General features: G+C 73.4%; 14 protein-coding genes, 1 pseudogene and 1 riboswitch. Of the genes and pseudogenes, 8 read left to right on the top strand and 7 right to left on the bottom strand.

The genetic code is table 11. From position 1 onward, the window contains the following. Positions 1 to 88 precede the first annotated feature (88 nt). The gene (locus tag ABZ567_RS12525) at positions 89 to 1,300 is read left to right on the top strand and encodes a PP2C family protein-serine/threonine phosphatase (RefSeq protein WP_360787704.1); all 1,212 of its coding nucleotides are present in this window, start codon (positions 89 to 91) and stop codon (positions 1,298 to 1,300) included. A 201-nt stretch (positions 1,301 to 1,501) separates the two neighbouring features. Then, positions 1,502 to 1,647: riboswitch (cyclic di-AMP (ydaO/yuaA leader) on the top strand. A gap of 11 nt (positions 1,648 to 1,658) precedes the next feature. Beyond that, a complete protein-coding gene (locus ABZ567_RS12520; protein WP_360787701.1) occupies positions 1,659 to 2,795 on the top strand; it encodes a M23 family metallopeptidase in 1,137 nt (378 codons plus the stop codon). A gap of 80 nt (positions 2,796 to 2,875) precedes the next feature. On the opposite strand, the gene ABZ567_RS12515 is transcribed toward ABZ567_RS12520, so the two are convergent. From ABZ567_RS12515 to ABZ567_RS12500, 4 genes are all read right to left on the bottom strand, one after another. Then, complete coding sequence (locus tag ABZ567_RS12515) at positions 2,876 to 4,207, bottom strand: PrsW family intramembrane metalloprotease (protein ID WP_360787698.1); 1,332 nt, start codon at positions 4,205 to 4,207, stop codon at positions 2,876 to 2,878. 67 nt (positions 4,208 to 4,274) lie between these two features. Further along, on the bottom strand, positions 4,275 to 5,039 hold the full coding sequence (gene trmB / locus ABZ567_RS12510; protein WP_360788797.1) for a tRNA (guanosine(46)-N7)-methyltransferase TrmB: 765 nt from the start codon (positions 5,037 to 5,039) through the stop codon (positions 4,275 to 4,277). Positions 5,040 to 5,111: 72 nt separating this feature from the next. Then, on the bottom strand, positions 5,112 to 6,296 hold the full coding sequence (lhgO, locus tag ABZ567_RS12505) for an L-2-hydroxyglutarate oxidase (protein WP_360787696.1): 1,185 nt from the start codon (positions 6,294 to 6,296) through the stop codon (positions 5,112 to 5,114). A gap of 100 nt (positions 6,297 to 6,396) precedes the next feature. Then, positions 6,397 to 7,839, bottom strand: coding sequence for an MFS transporter (locus ABZ567_RS12500; RefSeq protein WP_360787693.1), 1,443 nt, complete (start codon positions 7,837 to 7,839; stop codon positions 6,397 to 6,399). Positions 7,840 to 8,376: 537 nt separating this feature from the next. On the opposite strand from ABZ567_RS12500, the gene ABZ567_RS12495 reads away from it, so the two are divergent. The 3 genes and pseudogenes from ABZ567_RS12495 to ABZ567_RS12485 all read left to right on the top strand — a co-directional run bounded on the left by ABZ567_RS12495 (position 8,377) and on the right by ABZ567_RS12485 (position 11,047). After that, positions 8,377 to 10,686: an asparagine synthase-related protein gene (locus ABZ567_RS12495; protein ID WP_360787690.1), complete on the top strand. Its 2,310-nt coding sequence runs from the start codon at positions 8,377 to 8,379 to the stop codon at positions 10,684 to 10,686. 13 nt (positions 10,687 to 10,699) lie between these two features. After that, positions 10,700 to 10,816, top strand: a pseudogene (locus tag ABZ567_RS12490) (Uma2 family endonuclease); the annotation flags it as partial. Further along, positions 10,799 to 11,047, top strand: a complete 249-nt coding sequence (locus ABZ567_RS12485; protein ID WP_360787687.1) for a hypothetical protein — start codon at positions 10,799 to 10,801, stop codon at positions 11,045 to 11,047. The pseudogene ABZ567_RS12490 and the gene ABZ567_RS12485, both read left to right, overlap by 18 nt. On the opposite strand, the gene ABZ567_RS12480 is transcribed toward ABZ567_RS12485, so the two are convergent. After that, a complete protein-coding gene (locus ABZ567_RS12480; protein ID WP_360788794.1) occupies positions 11,034 to 13,169 on the bottom strand; it encodes a sigma-70 family RNA polymerase sigma factor in 2,136 nt (711 codons plus the stop codon). The two genes, ABZ567_RS12485 and ABZ567_RS12480, sit on opposite strands and share 14 nt — an antisense overlap. A gap of 285 nt (positions 13,170 to 13,454) precedes the next feature. After that, on the bottom strand, positions 13,455 to 14,261 hold the full coding sequence (locus tag ABZ567_RS12475; protein ID WP_360787684.1) for a helix-turn-helix domain-containing protein: 807 nt from the start codon (positions 14,259 to 14,261) through the stop codon (positions 13,455 to 13,457). Between the two features lie 335 nt (positions 14,262 to 14,596). Between ABZ567_RS12475 and ABZ567_RS12470 the strand changes: the two genes are divergently transcribed. Both ABZ567_RS12470 and ABZ567_RS12465 read left to right on the top strand, forming a co-directional pair. Then, on the top strand, positions 14,597 to 15,961 hold the full coding sequence (locus ABZ567_RS12470) for an NAD(P)/FAD-dependent oxidoreductase (protein WP_360787682.1): 1,365 nt from the start codon (positions 14,597 to 14,599) through the stop codon (positions 15,959 to 15,961). Positions 15,962 to 16,066: 105 nt separating this feature from the next. Continuing rightward, positions 16,067 to 17,734 carry a SpoIIE family protein phosphatase gene (locus ABZ567_RS12465; RefSeq protein WP_360787679.1) on the top strand — a complete coding sequence of 556 codons (1,668 nt, stop codon included), beginning with the start codon at positions 16,067 to 16,069 and terminating at the stop codon, positions 17,732 to 17,734. Here the strand turns inward: ABZ567_RS12465 and ABZ567_RS12460 are convergent. Next, entirely contained in the window at positions 17,731 to 18,999 is a 1,269-nt protein-coding gene (locus tag ABZ567_RS12460; protein ID WP_360787676.1) for an MFS transporter, read from the bottom strand. The two genes, ABZ567_RS12465 and ABZ567_RS12460, sit on opposite strands and share 4 nt — an antisense overlap. Positions 19,000 to 19,154: 155 nt before the next feature. Between ABZ567_RS12460 and ABZ567_RS12455 the strand changes: the two genes are divergently transcribed. Further along, the gene (locus tag ABZ567_RS12455; protein ID WP_360787673.1) at positions 19,155 to 19,721 is read left to right on the top strand and encodes a MarR family transcriptional regulator; all 567 of its coding nucleotides are present in this window, start codon (positions 19,155 to 19,157) and stop codon (positions 19,719 to 19,721) included. The last annotated feature ends 507 nt before the right edge of the window (positions 19,722 to 20,228 follow it).

Raw genomic sequence — 20,228 nt, 5'->3', positions numbered from 1 at the left:
TGGGAGTCGCCGCCCGACGGGGCGGCGGCCACCCTGGTAGGGCGCGGTACCGACCGCGGCCGGGTACGGACCGGGCAGGAGAGCACAGGTGGGGCACCCCCTAGGAGCGGGCGGCGGTGAGCGGCGCGGCGGTGAGGGCCGCCGCACGTACGGGCGTGCCCGGCGGTTCATCCGGGCGCTGCCGCCGCTGGTCATCGCCGGCGGGGTCGTGTTCGACCTGCTGACACCGCCCGAGTACACCGCGGCGCCCCTCTTCTCCGCCGCCCCGCTGATCGCGGCGCCGTTCTTCTCCACCCTCACGACGCTCCTGACCGGCATCGCCGCCGTCCTCGCCTCCGTCGGGCTGCACCTCTACAACGGCACCGCCGACGAGGTCCCGACCCTGACCGAGACCCTGACCGTGATCACCGTGGCCGCGCTCGCCCTCCTCATCAGCCGGGTCGTGCGCAGGAGCGGTGAGCGGCTCGCCTCGGCGCGGGTCATCGCGGAGACCGCGCAGAAGGCGGTGCTGCCGACGCCCGCCGAGCGGATCGGGGGTATGCAGTGCGCGGCCCGCTACGAGGCGGCGCAGGCGGACGCGTTCATCGGGGGCGACCTGTTCGCCGTCCAGGACACCCCCTACGGGGTGCGGCTCGTGGTCGGCGACGTCCGCGGCAAGGGGATGGAGGCGGTCGAGGCCGTCGCCGTCGTCATCGGGGCCTTCCGGGAGGCGGCCGAGCAGGAGCGGAGCCTGGAGGGCGTGGCGCAGCGCCTGGAGCGGGCGCTGGCCCGAGAGGGCACCCGCAGGGACGAGCTCGACGCCGTCGAGGGGTTCACCACCGCCGTCCTCGCCGAGATCCCCCGCGGCGACGGGAGCGGCACCTTCGACGGTTTCGTACGGGTCGTCAATCGCGGGCACCCCCCGCCGCTGATGCTGCACGCGGACGGGCGCCTGGACACGCTGGAGCCGAGCGAACCGGCGCTGCCGCTCGGCATGGGCGATCTGGCGGCGTGGCCGGACCGGGCCGAGGGACGGCCGTACCCGCCGGGCGCGACGCTGCTCTTCTACACCGACGGCCTCTCGGAGGCGCGGAACGCGGCGGGTGTCTTCTACGACCCCGGGGAGCGGCTCGCCGGGCGGATCTTCCCGGGGCCGGAGGAGCTGCTGGACGCGCTGGTGGACGACGTGCGGCTGCACACGGGCGGTGGGGCGACGGACGACATGGCGCTGCTCGCCCTGAGTCGTCCGGCGACGGGGCAGCCGGAGCGGCGCCGCACGATGCCGGTGGTGCCGCCGGGCGGCTCCGGTCACCGGTCGTAGTCGGAAGGTATCGCTGCGATAACAATTGACACAACGTCAGATCGCAGGGGTTTGGGCGGTCTCTGCTGAAGGACGGTCAACTCGGGCCATTCCCGCCCAATTCCATGAATGATCAAGAGGAACGGCTTGGAATCGGGACCCCCTGTCTATTAACGTTCGATAACGCAGCGCGGTCGTCCCAGCCGCCGCAAGAGGCGGCACCGTGCGCACGCGCCGAATCCTGAAAGGGAACCGGGGAACCACCAATTGGGGTGAATCGGGCTCATCGCATCGCTGCGACGTGCCCGTAGGAGACCTTCCTGCTCCGAACCCGTCAGCTAACCCGGTAGGCGAGAAGGAAGGAAAGGAGCGCCCCTTCGTGGCGTCCAACACCCCCGCACCCGAGGCACCCTTCGACGCCTTCGGTGGCGGTGCGGGTCCCGCCGCGCCCGGCACCGAGTGGAATCCCACCGAGGACTCCCTCCGTGCCCAGAGCCGCTCCGGCGGCCGGCACCGGGTCGTCAAGCAGCGTTCCCACTTCGCCCGCTCCTCCACCGTCCTCGGCGTCGGTGTCATCGCGGCCGTCGGCGCCGGCGGCCTCGCCACCGCCCAGGAGAGGCCGCCCGTAGCCATCTCCTTGCCGGACCTCCCGGACCTAAACCTGCCGGACGCCCACGACCTCCCCGGCGTCGGCGACCTCCTCCCGGACGAGGACGCCGACACGGCCTCGGACATGGACCTGGCGGCCGCCGAGGCCCCCCGCTCCAACCCGAACCCGCTCACCGCCGCCACGTACACCACCCTCGACGACCAGCGGGGCGCGACGGCCGAGCAGGCCACCACGGCAGCCACCGGCACCGCCGACGCGGGCGAGGCCCTGCGCGCCCGCATCCTCCAGCAGGCCGAGCAGCAGCAGGCGTCCGCCGACGCCGCCGACAAGGCCGCGGCGGAGAAGGCGGCCGCGGAGAAGGCCGCGGCGGAGGCCGCGGCCAAGGCCGAGGCGGCGGAGAAGGCGGCCGCCGAGGCGAAGGCGAAGGCCGAGGCGGAGGCCAAGGCCAAGGCGGAGGAGGAGGCCAGGGCGAAGGCCGAGGCCGAGCGCCTCGCGCAGCTCGCCGCGAGCTACTCGATGCCCCTCTCCTCGTACTCCGTGAGCGCCACCTACATGCAGTCCGGCTCGATGTGGTCCTCCGGCCACCACACGGGCCTCGACTTCGCCGCCCCCACCGGCACCCCGCTCAAGGCGGTCCACGGCGCCACCGTGAAGTCGGCGGGCTGGTCCGGCTCGTACGGCTACCGGATCGTCCTGGAGCTGGCGGACGGCACCGAGGTCTGGTACTGCCACCTGTCGTCCATGACGGTCGGCGTCGGCCAGACCGTGGGCACCGGCGAGACGATCGGCCGCGTCGGCGCCACCGGCAACGTCACCGGCGCGCACCTCCACATGGAGGTGCACACGCCCGGCGGCTCCGGCATCGACCCGGCGGAGTGGCTCCGCTCGAAGGGCCTGACGGTCTGAGGGCCCTGACGGTCCGAGGGCCCCTGACGGTCTGGGGACCCTGACGGTCCGAGGGCCCTGAGGATGGCGGAGCGGGGCCTTCAGCTCCGGTACGGGTTGTAGCCGTCGTAGTCCAGGTACTGCGGGGGCGCCCACACCCGGCCCGTCGCCCTGGCCGCGTACGTGAGCGCCGGCGAGGCGACCTCGCGGCGCTGCCACAGGTGGTGCAGCAGCTCCTGCTCGCGGGCCGGGAAGTCGGGCCCGGCCGTGCCGCGCCTGGCCCGGTCCCGGAGCAGCGCCAGGGTCGTCGCGAAGGACTCGTACTCGCCCACCGTGCGTGCCGCCGACGGCCCGTACGTCCGGGCGGCGAACGAGCGGGCCAGCTGACGGGCCCGCATCGAGGAGAGCGCAAGCGGCTCGGCGGGGGAGAGCCAGCCCGCCGCCGCGTACGCCGGGAGCTCTCCGGATATCGTGCGCAGCTCCCGCTGCCGGCCCCACACCGCGAGCCAGGTCAGCAGGCCGAAGACGGGGACCATCAGCGCCCCGTACACCGCGAAGAAGGCCCAGGGGCCGCCGAAGGTGGCCGAGCCGTTCCAGGCGGCGTGCAGGCCCATGGCGAGCAGGAGCCCCGCGAGCGGCAGCAGCACCTTCCGGAGGCGCTTGCCGCGGGGAGCGAGCGCGGCGAAGCCGAAGCCGATGCCGGTGAGCACGGTGAACAGCGGATGCGCGAACGGCGACATGACGACCCGTACGAAGAAGGTCGCCGCGGTCACCGAGCCGAGACCGGAGGTGCCGAACTCCTGGTCCTCGCCGAAGGCGTTGCCGAGGTAGAGGATGTTCTCGGTGAAGGCGAAGCCGGTCGCGGTGAAACCGGCGATCACGACCCCGTCGACGAGACCGCCGAAGTTCCTTCTGCGGAAGAGGAACAGCAGCAGGATCGCAGCCGCCTTCGCGCTCTCCTCCACCACCGGGGCGACCACCGTCGCACCGAGGGTGTCCGCCGAGTCCGGGTCCGCGGTGGCCGTCGCTATCCAGCGGACCGCGAAGGAGTTCGCCAGGATGGCGACGAGCGCGGCGGCGAAGGCGCCCCACGCGAAGGCGAAGAGCAGGTTCTTCCACGGCCCCGGCTCGACCCGGTCGAGCCAGCGGAACGCGGCCATGAGCAGCGGTACGGGAAGTACGGCGAGCCCGAGGCCGACGAGGAAGCCCTCGGTGCCGGTCTGCTCGCGGACGAGGGCCAGGATGAACAGGGCGCAGATCGCGAGCACGGTGATGACGGCGACGGCCCGGACCAGTCGGCTGCGCCAGAAGGCCCGGTGCGGCCGGTACCGCCACTGGGACCGGTCGGCGGCGGCGGGGAAGGCCGGCTCCTCGGTGTCCCGGTGCGGGACGGGAGCGGTCTCCGGCTGGTCGGCGGGGGCGGGGTTCGACACGTGAGCGACCCTAACGACCCCCACCGACAGCGGGCGACGGGGTTACCGGATCAAGGGCGCCGCGCGGTCACTTCCGGCGGAAGAGGAGGTCGTGCACGACATGGCCCTTGTCCAGGCCCTGGCCCTCGAAGCGGGTGAGGGGCCGGAAGTCCGGGCGGGGCGCGTAACCGCCGTCGGCCAGGGTGTTCTCGAAGTCCGGGTGCGCGGAGAGCACCTCCAGCATCTGCTCGGCGTACTCCTCCCAGTCCGTGGCGCAGTGCAGTACGGCCCCGGGCTTCATCCGGGTCGCGAGGAGGCTCAGGAACTCGGGCTGGATGAGCCGCCGCTTGTGGTGGCGCGCCTTGGGCCACGGGTCGGGGAAGTAGACCCGGCAGCCGTCGAGTGAGTCCGTGGTGAGCATCTCGCGGAGCAGGATGATCGCGTCGCCGTTGGCGACCCGGACGTTCGTCAGACCGTTGCGGTCGGCGAGGCCGAGCAGATTGCCCTGGCCGGGCGTGTGCACGTCGACGGCGAGGATGCCGGTGCCGGGGTCGGCGGCGGCCATCTGCGCGGTCGCCTCGCCCATGCCGAAGCCGATCTCCAGGACGACCGGAAGCCCGCCGAACATCTCGCCGAGGTCGAGGACCCGCTTGCCGTCGATGTCGAGACCCCAGTCGGGCCACCGCTTCAGCATGGCCTCGGCCTGACCGGTGGTGACACGGCTGCGGCGCGGCTGGAAGCTGCGGATCCGGCGCTCGTGATGCGACCCGGCGGGGTCGGGCAGGGGGCCCTCGCCGGGGGCGAACCTCTGGCTGCCGCGTCGGGCGGGGGGCTGGGCGGGGTGCGGGGTCATCTCAGGCTGCTCAGACACAATGCCCCGATTCTACGGCGCCCCACCCACCACCGGGCCCGGCGCGGGGCCGGGTCACAGCAGGGCCAGCGCCCGGCCCGCCACCTCCCGGCCGATCGGCAGGGACGCCGTCGCCGCCGGCGACGGCGCGTTCAGCACGTGGACCGTCCGGGCGGCCTCGCGGATCAGGAAGTCGTCGACCAGGGTCCCGTCCCGCAGCACCGCCTGCGCCCGCACCCCCGCCGCCGCCCGGCGCAGGTCGGACTCCTCCACCACAGGAAGCAGCCGCCGCACCGCCTCGGTGAACGCCCGCTTCGACAGCGACCGGTGCAGCTCACCCGCCCCGTACCGCCAGTGCGCGCGCGCGATCGACCAAGAGCCGGGCCAGGCCAGGGTGGCGCCCAGCTCGCGCGGGCGGACGACGGACCAGCCGTACCCCTCCCTCGCCAGCGCCGGGACCGCGTTCGGCCCGATGTGGACTCCGCCGTCGATGCCCCGGGTCAGGTGCACCCCGAGGAACGGGAAGGCCGGGTCGGGCACCGGATAGACCAGACCCCGCACCAGCGAGGGGTCCGCGAGCTCGTAGTACTCGCCCCGGAAGGGGACGATCCGCATGCCCGGGTCGTCACCCGCGAGGAGCGCGATCCGGTCGCAGTGCAGCCCCGCGCAGTTCACCAGGACCCGCGCCCGCACCACCCGGCCGTCCGCCGTCCGCACGGCGACCCCCCACGGCCGCCGGTCGATCACGGTGACCTCCGCCCCGTACAGGATGCGGGCCCCGGAGGCCTCGGCGAGCCGCTCGGACACCGCCCCGTAGTCGCAGACGCCGGTGGTGCCGACGTGGATCGCGGCCAGGCCCCGCACCCGAGGCTCGTACTCGCTGATCTGCGCCGGTCCCAGCTCGCGGACCGGGATGCCGTTCTCCCGGCCGCGCTGCACGAGCGCGTGCAGCCGGGGCAGCTCCTCGCGCGCGGTGGCGACGACGAGCTTGCCCTTCACCTCGTACGGAATGTCCCATTCCGCGCAGAACTTGACCATCTCGGCCGCGCCCTCGACCGCGAACCGGGCCTTGAGCGAGCCCGGCCGGTAGTAGATCCCGCTGTGGATCACCCCGCTGTTGCGTCCGGTCTGGTGCCGCGCGAGGGCGTGCTCCTTCTCCAGGACCGTGACCCGGGTGCCGGGAGCGGCGCGCGTCAGGGCGTACGCCGTCGACAGACCGACGATCCCGCCGCCGATCACCAGCACGTCACAGTCAAACACCAGCGCCACCTCCCACCCCCGATAGTGCACTGGCCCACTGACAATCCCGTGAAACCTCGCGCGAGGGCACGAGACGCAGGTCACGCCACCGGGGCGGGCGTCACGCCGGGGTGACGAGCAGCGGCCTGGCCCGTTCCCGCAGCTCCATGACCCGCGGCTCGTTCCCGTACGGCTCCAGCCGGTGCAGCAGGTCCCGCACGTACTCCGTCGTCCGCGCCGAGGAGATCCGGCCGGCCACCTCCACCGCGCGCGTACCCGCCGCGCAGGCCGCGTCCAGGTTCCCCGACTCCAGCTCGGCGACGGCGGACACCACGAGCCGCAGCCCGTGCGAGCGGACGAACTCCTCGGTCGGCCGGGAGAGCGCCTGCTCGGTGAAGCGGCGCACCTCGTGGGGCGCCTTCAGGTCGCGGTAGCACTCCGCCGCGTCGGCGCAGAACCGGTCGTACGAGTAGAAGCCCAGCCAGGTCGGGTCGGCGTCGCCCTCCCGGGAGCGCTCGAGCCAGCCCTCGGCGGACTTGAGCGCGGCCGCGGCCGCGACCCCGTCACCTGCCTTCGCGTGCGCGCGTGCCTCGACGAGCCGGAAGAAGGACATGGTGCGGGCGGTGGCCAGGCCCCGGTTCCGCTCCAGTGCGGCCTGGGCGAGGTCCACGCCCTCGTCGGCGAAGCCCCGGTAGGTGGCCTGGAGGGACATGGAGGCGAGGACGTAGCCGCCGAGGGGCACGTCGGCGGCCGCGCGGGCGAGCCGCAGCGCCTGGATGTAGTAGCGCTGGGCGGCCTCCTGCTGTCCGGTGTCGAAGGCCATCCAGCCGGCGAGCCGGGTGAGCTCGGCGGTCGCGCCGAACAGGGCCCGGCCGACCTCGTCGGAGTACGAGGAGAGGAGGAGGGGTGCGGCGTCCACGCGTAAGCACTCGGGGACCATGGACGACCGCCAGTCCCCGCCGCCGTACTTGGAGTCCCAGCGGCGCGCGTCCTCGGCGGCCTCGCGGAGTTTGGCGACGTCGCTGTGGCCCACGCGCGCGTGCTCCGTGACGGTGGCGGCCGTGATGCCGCCCGCCGCGCGGGGTGCCTCGCGCTCCACCGACGGGTCGGCGGGCGTTATCAGCCAGCGGGACGCGGGCGTCGCGTACGCGCTCACCGCGAAGGACCCGGCGAGCGACTGCCAGATCCCGCCACCGCCGGCCCGCCGGCCGGCGAGGTCGAGCCGGTACAGATCGGTGGCCGAGCGCACCGCCTCGCCCACGTCACGCGGGAAGGCGAGACCCACCTCGGGCGCCGGGTCGGCGTCGGCCAGCCCGATCTCGTGCAGCGGCACGGGCCGGCCCAGCTTCTGCCCGATCGCGGCGGCGATCAGGTGCGGGGCGGCGCCCTGCGGCACCATGCCCTTGGCCACCCAGCGGGCGACCGAGGTCTTGTCGTACCGAAGCGTCAGACCCCGCTGCGCACCGAGGTCGTTGACGCGCCGGGCGAGCCCGGCGTTGCTGATTCCCGCGAGGGCGAGAACCGTGCCGAGCTTTTCGTTCGGCCCGCGTTGCTCCCTGGACATGACGCCACCCCTCGACCACCCAGCCGGCCGCCACGACGCCGGGCATAGGCGTGCGGCATTCGTCAACACAGCGTAGTTCGCCGCATCCCTACCGTTAAGGGGCAGAGTTCCGTATGGCGAGATTGTTGTGTGAAAGGCCGACGGGTCGGACCGGTGGCCAGGATCGTGCTCCCGCCGTGTGGCCGTGCGCCCGGCCGTGCGCTCTCCAGAGGCCTCCTGGGGAGCGCTTCCATGAGGAGCGCGTGGGTCGGCCCACTCGGCCGGGATCGGTGTCCCGGACCGGTGGGCTGGGGGAGACCGCCGCCCCATTCCCCGCGGGCGGCGGCCGGCACCGGGAGGCGCAAGCGCCTCCCGGGCTGCCGGTGACCAGTGGGAAGCGGTGTGCGCGGGCGAAGGCCCGGACACCTTCCACCCCCGCCGGGGAGGGTCGATATTTGGCCGAATGACGCCGGTGTCCAACTGGCCCATGCCAGGGGCGCATTCAGCTTTCGCGCGCGTGCACCCGGACCCCGCCCCGTGCGCCGTGGTCGTGGCAGCATGTCTCCCACCGGAACGGACGTGGAGGCGCCGATGCGATGGCTGGTGGGCTGGAGCAGCGTCGCCGCGAGCTTCGCGACGACGACCGGCACGCGGGCGGGGTCGGTGAGCGGCTCGTACGGCGGCGGGTACGGCCGGCGGAGCTCGTACGACGGCGGGTACGAGAGCGGCTACAGCGACGGGTACGAGAGCGGCTACGACGGCGGATACGGCGGCGGGCAGCGCGACGGGTCCGGCGGCGGGCACCGCGGTTCCTCCCCCTCCGCCGCCACCGAGGGGCGCACGGTGCAACCGGTGGGCGCACAACTCCTGTGGGGTGACCCCGATCCGCTGTGGGCGGTCGGCGACTGGCGCCCGGACGAGGTGCGGGTGGTGGCCGTCGACGACCACACCCGCCTCGCCGTCCTCGGCTGTTGCGGCGCGAGCGACGAGGAGCTGCGGATCGGCCTGCTCACCGCGCGCGGGGGCGCGCTGCGGCACCTCACGGCCTGGCCCGGCAGCTACACGGCGGTCGTCAAGGCCGGCCGCCGTGTCACCGTCACGGGTGATCTGGCGGGCGCACGGCCGGTGTTCCACACCCCGTGGGCGGGCGGCACCGCGTACGCCACCGCCGCCCTGCCGCTCGCCGACCTCGTCGAGGCCCAGCTCGACATCGGCCATCTGGGCGCGCTGCTCGCCTGCCCCGAGACCCCGGAGGCGCTGCGCGACTCCACCCCGTACGAGGGGGTACGGCGGGTACCGCCCGGCCACGCGCTGATCCTTCGGGAGGGCTCGCGCGAGATCACCGGGTACGAGCAGGTCGCCTCGCTCGCGGTCGCGGCGGCCCAGACCGATCCCCGACAGGCCGTCGAAGGGGTACGGGACGCCCTGATCGAGGCCGTACGCGCCCGGCTCACCGCCCCCCGGCACGCGCCGGAGACCTCGCTTCCCGACCCGGGCCCCGTCCCCGGCATGGGGCCCGCCGACCGGCGTGCGGCCCGGGGCGCGGGCCCGGCGCCCGGCATCGGCGCCGATCTGTCCGGCGGCAGCGCCTCCGGCACGCTCGCGCTGCTCGCGGCCGGGCTCCCGGGAGTGCCCGGCACGATCACCGGGCACGGCACGGGCGCGGGGGAGCGGCTGCTCGCCGTCACCTTCAACGACCTGGTGACGCGCACCGGTTCGGGCCGTGCGGACGAGCTGAAACGGGCCGGGGAGATCGCGGCCGACCCGCGCCTGCACCACGTGGTCGTCGCCGGAGGCGAGGAGGCGCTCCCGTACGCCGTTCTCGACGGGCCGCTCACCGACGAGCCGGGGCCCGCGCTCGTGACGGCCGAGCGGCACCGGAGACGGCTCGCGGGCGGCAGCGCCGACCACTTCACCGGCATGGGCGCCAAGCAGGTGCTGGACGCGCACCCGGCCCGCCTCGCCGATCTCCTGATGGACCGCAGGCGCCGCTCGCTCGTGCGTCCCGTGACGGCGCTCGCCAAGGCGTCGGGACCGTCGGCGGGTTCGCTGCTCGTGCCGCTGACGGTGTACCGGGCGGCGCGGAAGCTGGCGCGCACCCCCTACCGGGCGGGCCTGGAGTCGGCGGCCCAGCGGGTCCTGGAGGCGAACCGCACGGCGCCGGACGGCTTCGGCCCCCTGGAGGCGTCCCTCTCGGCACTCGCCTGGTCGCGGCCGGGACCGGCGGCGCGGTGGCTGACGGGGGAGGCGCTGGCTGAAGTATCGGTTCGCCTGAACCGGGCGGCGACCCTGCCGACCTCCGTCCAGCGTCCGGGCGAGGCACGCGCGCGTGCGGCCCTCGCGCGCGCGGCGGCCGACCACCGGGTCCTGGAGCAGGCCGCCGAGATCCGCGGCCAGCGCCTGCACGCCCCCTTCCTCGACAACCAGGTGGTACGGGCCTGCCGCCACCTCCCGGAATCGCTCCGGGTCCAGCCGGACGCACGCGCGGGAGTCCTCCGTACGGTCCTCTCCGGCGCGGGCGTCCACGACCTGCCGTCCGGCTGGGGCGCCTCCCACCCCGCGGTCCCGGCCGCCGCCACCCGCGCGGGGCTGCGTGCGGCGCTGCCCGAACTCCTCGCCCTCTTCGACGCCCCTCTCCTCGCCGACGCCGGCCTGATCGAGGCCCGTGTGGTCCGCAAGGCCCTCCGCGCGGCGGCCGAGGGCGAACCGGTCCCCCTGGACGGCCTCGCCGACCTGGTCTCCACCGAACTCTGGCTCCGCCGCCTCATGTCCCGCCGAGGCTCCTGCTGGACCAACACGACGGAACCCCGCGCCCACCGAGCGGTCCAGGGCCCCCTGATCCCGGCGTCGAGGTCGCTGCCGGCGTAAGGGGCGACCCGACACGGTCAGGGTCGTCCCCGACCTCGTCATCGCTCCCAAGGGGAGCTTCGACGCCCAGCGGGAGGGGCACGCCCCCGACCCCGTCCTCCTCGTCGCCGAGGTGACCCCCACCTCGACCCGGCGGGACGGTCCGCCCGGTGGAACCCCTCCGCCCGACCCGGCCCACCGTCTCTTCGTACGAGGAGCCCCCTCGGCCCGACGGCTCGCCGCCGCCCGCGCGGCCGGGGCGGGTCTCGGCATCGACGACATACTGACGCTCGCGGCGACGGTCACCGAAGCAGGGGAGGCCACCCGAGCGGCCGACGCCACCGAACCCACCGGCCGGGACAGGGCCGTCAGGAGCAGCTGATCCGCGAGTCGGCCCAGTCGGCGACCGCGGCGCGCCCGAACGGCGTGTGCTCCTCCACCACGAGCCGGAGCGTGCCACGGCCGGTGATGTCGACATGTACCGGGATCGGCGGGTCGCCCGGCCGGACCACGTCGGACCGCCAGAGCCGCTCCTCGTCCCCGTACACGGAGAAGCGGACCCCGCCGAGGCCGAGCGGGGCGCTCAGGTCGTCGACGCCGACGACCGCGTCGTAACTCGTGCACTGCCGGTTGAGGTCGATGAACAGCGACGACGGCGCCTGGACGCTCACCCCGTGCGCGTACGGCGTGCCGCCGATCGAGAGGCCCTCGCGCTGCCACATCCAGCTGCTGTCGGAGAGGGCGACCTCGGGCTTGGTGCCGTCGCCGAAGATGCCGTACTCCAGCTCGTTGACCTGATAGACCGACGGCGGCGCGGGCGGCGGCTTCGGCTTCGGCGAGGACTTCTCGGGGCTCGGCGTCGGCATCGGCGTCGGGGCGGGGGTCGGGGCGGGGGGAGGTGGAGGGCTGGGCTTCGGCGGTGCCGGCGTCGGCGCCGGTGCCGGCTTCTCGGGACTCGGCTTCGGCGAGGGCTTCTCGGGGCTCGGCGTGGGGGTCGGCTCCGACGGTTCGACCGCCACCGGCAGCGGCGGCGGTACGTGCTTCGGTGGCGGCGTCGGCTTCGACGGGGGCGCGGGCTCCGCGGGTACGACGGGGGTGACCACCGGCTGCGTCGGCTTGGGCGCGACCACGGGCCGGGGATCGCCTGCCATGGCCCAGACGAGTCCGGCGGCCGCGGCGACGGCCAGGGCGGCCCCGAGGGCGGCCTTCGCGGGTGCGCCGAGCCCTTCGGCGGCGGCCCCTCCGGAGGCAGCGCCACCGGAGGACCCGGAGGCGGCGGCCGCGGCGCCCGCACCGGCCGCGCCCACGGCGCCACCGGCGACGACACCGGCCGCCTTGAGCGAGTAACCGGCGGCGAACCAGCCGATGACGGCGATGGGCAGCAGGGCGGGGATCCCGGCGTTGACATGGGCCAGCTCACCGGCGGCCAGCCGGCACCTGGAGCACTCGTCGAGGTGCTTGCGCAGTCCGCGTTCGGCGCGCATCCGCAGACCACCGCGCGCGTAGGCGCCGAGCCGGTCCGCGTACCGGGCGCAGTCGCCGCCCGCCGTCAGGGACTGGCTGACGTGCGCCTGGAGGTACGCCTGCTTGAGTCCCTCGCGGGCGCGGCTCGCGAGCACGGCCGTGGCGTTGGCGGTGAGCCCGAAGAGCGGGGCGACCTCGCTCGGCGACTCCTCCTCGACGGTGGTGTGCCACAGGACGGCCTGCCAGCGCTCGGGCAGCGAGCGGAAGGCCTGCATGGCGAGCGACCGCTCGGCGTCGTGCATGGCCCGCACCTCCGCACCGAGGTCCGTCGTGTCCTGGTCGGACACATCGGAGGAGCGTGCGGCGTCCGCCGCGAACACGGCGAAGTCCTCGACGAGGTGTTCCCGCTTCTGGGTCCTGGCCCAGTTCGCCGCGACCCGCCGGACGGTGGTCATGAGGTAGGCGCGCACGGCCTGTTCGGGCCCGGCGCCGCCCCGTACCGCCTGGAGGGTACGGGCGAAGACCTCGGCGGTGAGGTCGTCGGCGGTGTGCGCGTCCCGGCAGCAGGTCCTGGCGTACCGGCGTACGGCATCGGAGTGGCGGCGGAACAGCTCCTCGTACGCGGAGCCTTCGCCGTTCCGCATGAGCTGGACGAGCTCCGAGTCGGAGGGCGGCAGCTCGACGGGCGGCGGGAGAACGGAGCCGTGCTCGTCGGTCTCGTCCCCGGCCCCGTCCCAGGCATCGTCTATGGAAGGCGGTCCCGCAACCCAGGCATCCTCTACCGACGCCGGTCCCGCAGCCCCGGCATCGTCTCCTGAAGGCGGCCCCGCGCTTCCCGCCCCGGCGCCCGTCGCCCACCCGTACGCCTTGCCGTCGCGCTGCGGCGGCACGCTCACGTCCAGCGGCTCGGCCGCCGTGCCCGGCGCGCCGGGAAGGCCTCCCGGCCCACCCTGACTCGGTACCCCCTGCCCCGGGGACAGGCTCCCGGTCTCGGCGGTGCCGCCGTCGCCCAGCGGCTCGTCCCGACCGTCACCGCTCATCGCGGAAGCCCCCGTACGCATGCCCAGACCGAACATCGGCCAGCCTGCCACAGAGCGCGAGCACGCCGCAGCGCCGCGTCCACCTACCACTCGTCCGGGGCGACTTCACGGATCCGGGCGTCACCGCTCGCACGTTCGTGTCATGCTCGTCGGTCCGCCCGGACCACGAAACGCCACCCCCGAGAACGCGGAAACTCGTGAACGCGGAACTCGTGAACGCGGAACTCGTGAACGCGGGACTTGTAGACCCGGAGCCGCGGTTCCCCGAGCCGGGACGAGCGAGACCTACCGGGAGCGCAGCCCTTCGAGCAGGATGTCGAGGAGCCGGGTCGAGGCCGCCGCCTGCTGCACCGCGTCCGGCAGGGCCGGGGCGGCGGTGGCGATGACGAGCAGGACGTCCGCCACGGTCACGTCGGCCCGCAGCTCACCCGCCTCCCGCGCCCGATCGACGAGCCGCCCGACCACCTCGAGGAGCTCCGCCGCTCCCGCGTCGTCCCGCTCCTCGGCCGGTACGGCCCGCGGCGACACCACCCGTGCGTCGGCCGGCTCGGCGACACCCCGCTGGTGCGGCACCCGGGCCGCGTCGTCCGTGTCGTCACCGAAGGACACCGCGGTGTCGTCCACCCGCACCCGCAGCACCTGCGGCGGAAGGAGACGGCCCGCGCCCGAGGCCACCGAGGTCCGCAGGAACCGGGAGAGCGCCGACCACGGCTCCTCCTCCTGGCCCAGCGCGGTCCGCGCCTGCTCGGTCAGCCGGGAGGTCTCCTCCTCGGCTATGCGCCGCACCAGCACGTCCTTGCTGGGGAAGCGCCGGTAGACGGTGCCGACGCCGACACGGGCGCGGCGCGCCACGTCCTCCATCGGAGCGCCGTAGCCGAGCTCGCCGAACACCTCGCGCGCGGCGCGCAGGACATGCTCCAGATTGCGCTGGGCGTCCACCCGCAGCGGCGCTGACCTGCCGCCTATCACCACCGGCGCGCCGTTGCGCTCGGGGCCGACGGCGCCCGCGTGGAGGCCGCCGTCCACGGTCGCCGTGCCGGCGCCCGTCTGCCATCGTGAATCCTGCATCTGCATAAGCGTTCCCCCGCTCATGATGTCTCCCCCCGGAGACTCCCCGCCCTGACACGGGGCTCCCGGCCGGTGAGCGCTTCGGTCCACGCGCTCCCCTACGACACCCCGATGAACTACGAACATAGTTGAGTCCGGGTCAATTCAGAAGGGGGAGTTCCGTACGGTGCGCCCCCCGATCGGAGCAAGGACCGGAACACTCCCGATTCCGACCCGCCATCGAGCCCGTTCCGACCACCCTGACCTGCGCCGTTTACCCCGCGCCCGGCCGGCGCGCCACCCCACGCCTCCGTACCCTTCCGGTCACACAATTTGTCGAGGCTGTGGACAAACCACGGACGGGGGTGCGTCATGGGACAGTGACCGAACCTGCGCGCATTCTCGTCGTCGGCGGTGGCTACGTCGGCATGTACACCGCGCTGCGCCTCCAGCGGCAGCTCAGGGCCGAGCTGAGAGCCGGCGCGGCCGAGATCGTGGTGGTCACCCCCGAGCCGTATATGACGTACCAGCCGTTCCTGCCCGAGGCCGCGGCCGGTTCGATCTCCCCGCGCCATGTCGTCGTGCCGCTCCGCAGGGTCCTGAACCGCTGCCGGATCGTCATCGGCGAGGTCCGGTCCGTCGACCACGCCAAGCGGACGGCGTCCCTCGCGACCCTGGCCACCGCTGAGGAGGGCACCGGCACCGTCGACCTCACCTACGACGAACTCGTCATCGCGCCCGGCTCCGTCTCGCGCACCCTCCCCGTCCCCGGACTCCTCGACCACGGCATCGGCTTCAAGACCGTCGAGGAGGCCATCGGGCTGCGCAACCACGTCATCGAGCAGATGGACATCGCCTCCTCGACCCGGGACCCCGGGCTCCGCGACGCGGCCCTCACCTTCGTGTTCGTCGGCGGCGGGTACGCGGGCGTGGAGGCGCTCGCCGAGCTGGAGGACATGGCCCGTTACACGGCGCGGTACTACCACAACATCAAGCCGGAGGACCTGCGCTGGGTCCTCGTCGAGGCCTCGGACCGGATCCTGCCCGAGGTCGGCGAGGAGATGGGCCGGTACGCGATCCGGGAGCTCCGCGGCCGGAACGTCGACGTACGCCTGGAGACCCGCCTGGAATCCTGCGAGGACCGGGTCGCCGTCCTCAGCGACGGCACCCGGCTGCCCACCCGCACCGTCGTCTGGACCGCCGGCGTCAGACCGGCCCCCGTCCTCGCCGCCACCGACCTGCCGCGGAACGAGCGCGGCCGGCTCCGCTGCACCGCGCAGCTCGCCGTCGAGGGCGTCGACCACGCCTGGGCCGCGGGGGACGCCGCAGCCGTACCGGACGTGACCGCGGAGGGATCCGGGGCGGAGTGCGCGCCCAACGCGCAGCACGCCGTCCGTCAGGCCAAGGTCCTCGCCGAGAACATCGCGGCCTCCCTGCGCGGACAACCGCTCAAGGAGTACGCGCACGCGTACGCCGGTTCCGTCGCCTCCCTGGGCCTCCACAAGGGAGTCGCCCACGTCTACGGACGGAAACTCAAGGGATATCCGGCCTGGTTCATGCACCGCGCCTACCACCTCAGCCGGGTGCCCACCTTCAACCGCAAGGCCCGGGTCCTCGCCGAATGGACCTTGTCCGGCCTGTTCAAACGGGAGATCGTCTCCCTGGGATCACTGGAACACCCCCGCGCCGAATTCGAACTCGCCGCCGCACCCCCACCGGACCCCGGCCACAAGCCGTCGTCCTGACATCACTGTCAGTGCGCTCGTCCACACTGGACGTGTGACCATAGGTGGGCCCACACCTGCACAGCGTGACTCGCACGGCACCGACACCACGAGGCATACAGATCCGTGAACTTCACCCGTTGGAGCGCCCGGCTCCCCGGCACACAGCGCCGCGCGGCGCGGGGGACCGAAGGCTCCGTGCCCGCCGCCCGCGGCGAGTACGCGCGGCAGCTGGGGCGACTCATCAACGACGCGACCGATGCGTCCGGCGCCGCCGGCACGTCCGGGACCGCCGACGTCCCCGCCCTCGAGGACTTCTCCGTACGGGAGCTCCTCGGCCGTCTCCCCGGCCTGGTCGCGCTCGTGTACGGCCCGGAGCACCGCATCGCGTACGTCAACGACGCCTATGCCGCCGCCTTCGGGCACCGCCCCCCGGGCGGCACCGTCGCCGACTCCTGCCCCGAGGCCGAGGACCTCGGCCTCGGGCCCCTCATCGACCAGGTGCTGCGCAGCGGCAAGCCGCGCACGGTCAAGTCCCGCCGCACCCAGGACGGCGGCTCGTACACGGTGACGTGCCTGCCCGTGGACAGCCCCCACCTGGACGGCGGCGGAGTCCTCGTCCACGCCGCGGACGTCACCGACCACGCCGAGGCGGCCGAGCGGCTGCGAGCCAGCGAGCGCCGCCACCGCGAGACCGCCGTCACCCTCCAGCGCTCCCTGCTCCCGCAGGACCTCGAACAGCCCGACGACCTGCGCATCGCGGCCACCTACCAGCCCGGTGGCACCGACGCGGCCGTCGGCGGCGACTGGTACGACGTGATCACCCTCGGGGCCGGCCGCACCGCACTCGTCATCGGGGACGTGATGGGCCGGGGCGTGCGCGCGGCCGCCGTCATGGGCCAGCTCCGCACCGCCGTCCGGGCCTACGCGCGGCTGGACCTGCCCCCGCACGAGGTCCTGCAGCTCCTCGACGGCCTCGCCGCCGAGATCGACGCCAGCCAGATCGCCACCTGTGTGTACGCGATCCACGACCCCAGCGAGGGCAAACTGGTCTACGCCTCCGCCGGTCATCTCCCGATCCTCGTGCGAGACGAGGACGGCACCGTGCGGTGCGCCGAGGACCCGACGGGACCGCCGCTCGGCACCGGCGGCTGGCTCCACACCTCCGGTTCCATCGCCCTGCCGCCCGGCTCCACCGCCGTCCTCTACACCGACGGCCTGGTCGAGCGCCGCCGCGAGGACATCGATGAGGGCGTCGCCGCCCTCGCCCGCGCCCTCTCCGGCGCCAGCGGCACTCCGCAGGTCGTCTGCGACCGGCTGCTCCGCTCGCTGGGGGTCACCGCCGATCACGACGACGACGTCGCCGTCCTCGTCGTCCAGCACCCCTCCCGCACGGGCCCGGACGCGGAGCTCTTCCACAACGCCGCGCTGGAACTCCTCGGCGGAGTGGAGGCCGCTCCCCGCGCGCGTGCCTTCGCCTCGGGCGTCCTGTCGTCCTGGCGTTTCCCGGTCGAACTGCGGGACCTGGGTGTCCTCGCCACCAGCGAGCTCGTGGCGAACTCGCTCCAGCACGGCACCCCGCCGATGCGGCTGCGGCTGCGCCGCACGGACCGCCGCCTGATCATCGAGGTGACGGACGGGGACGACCATCTGCCGCGCCGTCGCAGGGCGGAGACGGAGGACGAGGCGGGTCGCGGTATCTCGATCATCGCGACGATCGCCTCGTCCTGGGGCAGCCGCCGCACGCCGGGCGGCGGCAAAGCGGTCTGGTGCGAGTTCGCCCTGCCCGACTAGGCGGCGGCGGTCTCCTTCTCCGGCAGGTGCTGCGCCACGACCCGGGACGGCTTCACGGCGAGCGACGGCTGGTTCTGCTCCGGGGTCAGCTGCCGGCCGAGCCGCACGGCGAGGAAGGTGATGCCGAGCGAGAACAGCACGAAGGTCACGATGTACGGACCGTGCAGGGCGGCTCCCATGGGCCCGCCCACGGCCGGCCCGACGGCCAGCGCCAGCTGCTTGACCAGCGCGAAGGCCGAGTTGTACTGCCCGACCATCGACTCCGGTGCCAGATCGGCCACCAGCGGCGCCACGGTCGGCGACAGCATCGCCTCACCGAGCCCGAAGAGGGCGTACGTGGCGACGAAGGCCGCCGTCGCCATGGCCTGGCTGCCGTGCCCGAGGCCCGCGTACCCGGCGATCAACCAGGCCACGGCCCAGATCAGGCCCACGGCCGCGATCACCCGGGACCGCTTGCGGCGCTCGACGAACCTCAGCACCAGGAACTGGGCGGCGACGATCACCGCCGTGTTGGCGGCGAGCGCCATGCCGAGCGTCGACGGCTGGATGCCGGCGGCCTCGGTGCCGTAAGCGGCGAGACCCGACTCGAACTGCCCGTAGCAGGCGAAGAAGAGGACGAAGCCGAGGACGCACAGCTGCACCATCGCCTTGTGCCCCAGCAGGGCCCGGAGACCGCCGCCCTTGCCGCCCTCGGCGGGACGGGCGTCCCGGAGCGCGGGGGAACCGGGCATCCGGACGGTCCCCACGACCGCCCCGAGCACCAGGAACATCGCCGCCTCGATCGAGAACAGCAGGATGAAGCTGCCCGGCCGGCTCGTGTCGACGAGCAGGCCGCCGATCAGACCACCGACACCGAGACCCAAGTTCTGCAGGAAGAACTGCATGGCGAAGGCCCGGGTGCGGCCCGCGGGCGTCGAGCACCAGACGATCATCGTGGCCAGGGCCGGCTGCAGCACGGCCGTACCGGCACCGAGCAACGCCGCCGCCCCCACGGCCGCCGACACACTGGACGCGAAGCCCATGCCCACCGCGCCCACCGCCGCGACGACCGAGGCCACGAGAAGGACGGGCACGGGCCCGCGCCGGTCGATGGCCCGCCCGCTGAACGGCAGCACCACGAGCGCGGCCATGGCGAAGACGGCCAGGACGATGCCCGCCGTGGCCGCGCCCAGATCCCGCACCTGCGCCACATACACATAGAGGTACGGCACGGTGAAGCCGAGTCCGAACGCGCTCAGCGCGCTGCCTGCCTGGATACGGCGCATCGCTGCGCCCCTCGCCTTGGTCACACTCACCCACTTCGGTCGCAGGTTCAGAGGTGTAGCCCTGAACCTTGAAGACTTCAACACTAAAGTTAACGCCTTAACAGTACACATCGAAGGACTTCAACGCCAACGAGACGCATGGGATACTCGCCTGCATGTCCGACAACCCCGAGCGACCCGGCCCGCAGGCTCCCCAGGAGCCGAGCCTCGACGAGCAGATCGCCGCCTATCAGCGCGAGTTCCGCGACCTCGACCCCCAGGTCGAGAAGGTCGTCTCGGCCCTCGGCCGCCTGAACCGCCGGATGAACGTGGCGTACGGCCGCCAGCTCGCCGACCTCGGCATCAGCAACGCCGAGTGGGAGGTCCTCAAGACCCTGGTCCTCTCCGGAGAGCCCTACCGGCTGGGCCCCGGCGAGCTCGCCAAGCGACTGGGCCTCACCCCGGCCGCGATGACCCACCGCATCGACCGCATGGCCGGCGAGGGCCTGGTCACCCGCGACCGTGACGAGAACAACCGGGTCCGCGTGATCGTGGAGCTCACCGACGAGGGCCGCTCGAAGTGGCTGGAGGCCATGCGGATGGCCACGGACTTCGAGGAGGACCTCCTCCAGGACCTCACGGCAGAGGAGAAGGGCGTCCTCGGCGAGGCCCTCATCCGCCTCCTCCGGCGCGTGGAGCTCACTCAGCCGGACGCCGGCGGCCGCCTGACGGACCTCGACTGAGGCCCCAGGGCGGGGGTTGACACCCCCCTGCCAGATACGTAGTGTTCTCCGAGTTGTCACAGAGCCGGAACGGTTCTTCGGCAACCACTCCGCCGCTGATAGCGGCACCCCTACTCAGCACGATCTCCCCAGCGGGATGAATTTCGGCATGCCGAAATTAATTTCGAAAACCTCGATTATGAGGCGCCGGGGAAATCCGCTAGAGTCCAGGACGTCGGAACGGCCCAACAGCCGCGACGACAAACCCCGCTGACTGGGAATCAGACGCCGAAAGGTTCTGATAGAGTCGGAACCGCCGGAAGGGCCCGGAGCGAAAGCGAACGGGACCGGAAAGCACCGAGGAAATCGGATCGGAAAGATCTGATAGAGTCGGAAACGCAAGACCGAAGGGAAGCCCGGAGGAAAGCCCGAGAGGGTGAGTACAAAGGAAGCGTCCGTTCCTTGAGAACTCAACAGCGTGCCAAAAATCAACGCCAGATTAGTTGATACCCCGTCCATCTTCGGATG

It is taken from the genome of Streptomyces sp. NPDC016459, assembly GCF_040632845.1.
Taxonomy (GTDB): Bacteria; Actinomycetota; Actinomycetes; order Streptomycetales; family Streptomycetaceae; genus Streptomyces.
This window is presented reverse-complemented; position numbering and strand designations above follow the sequence as displayed.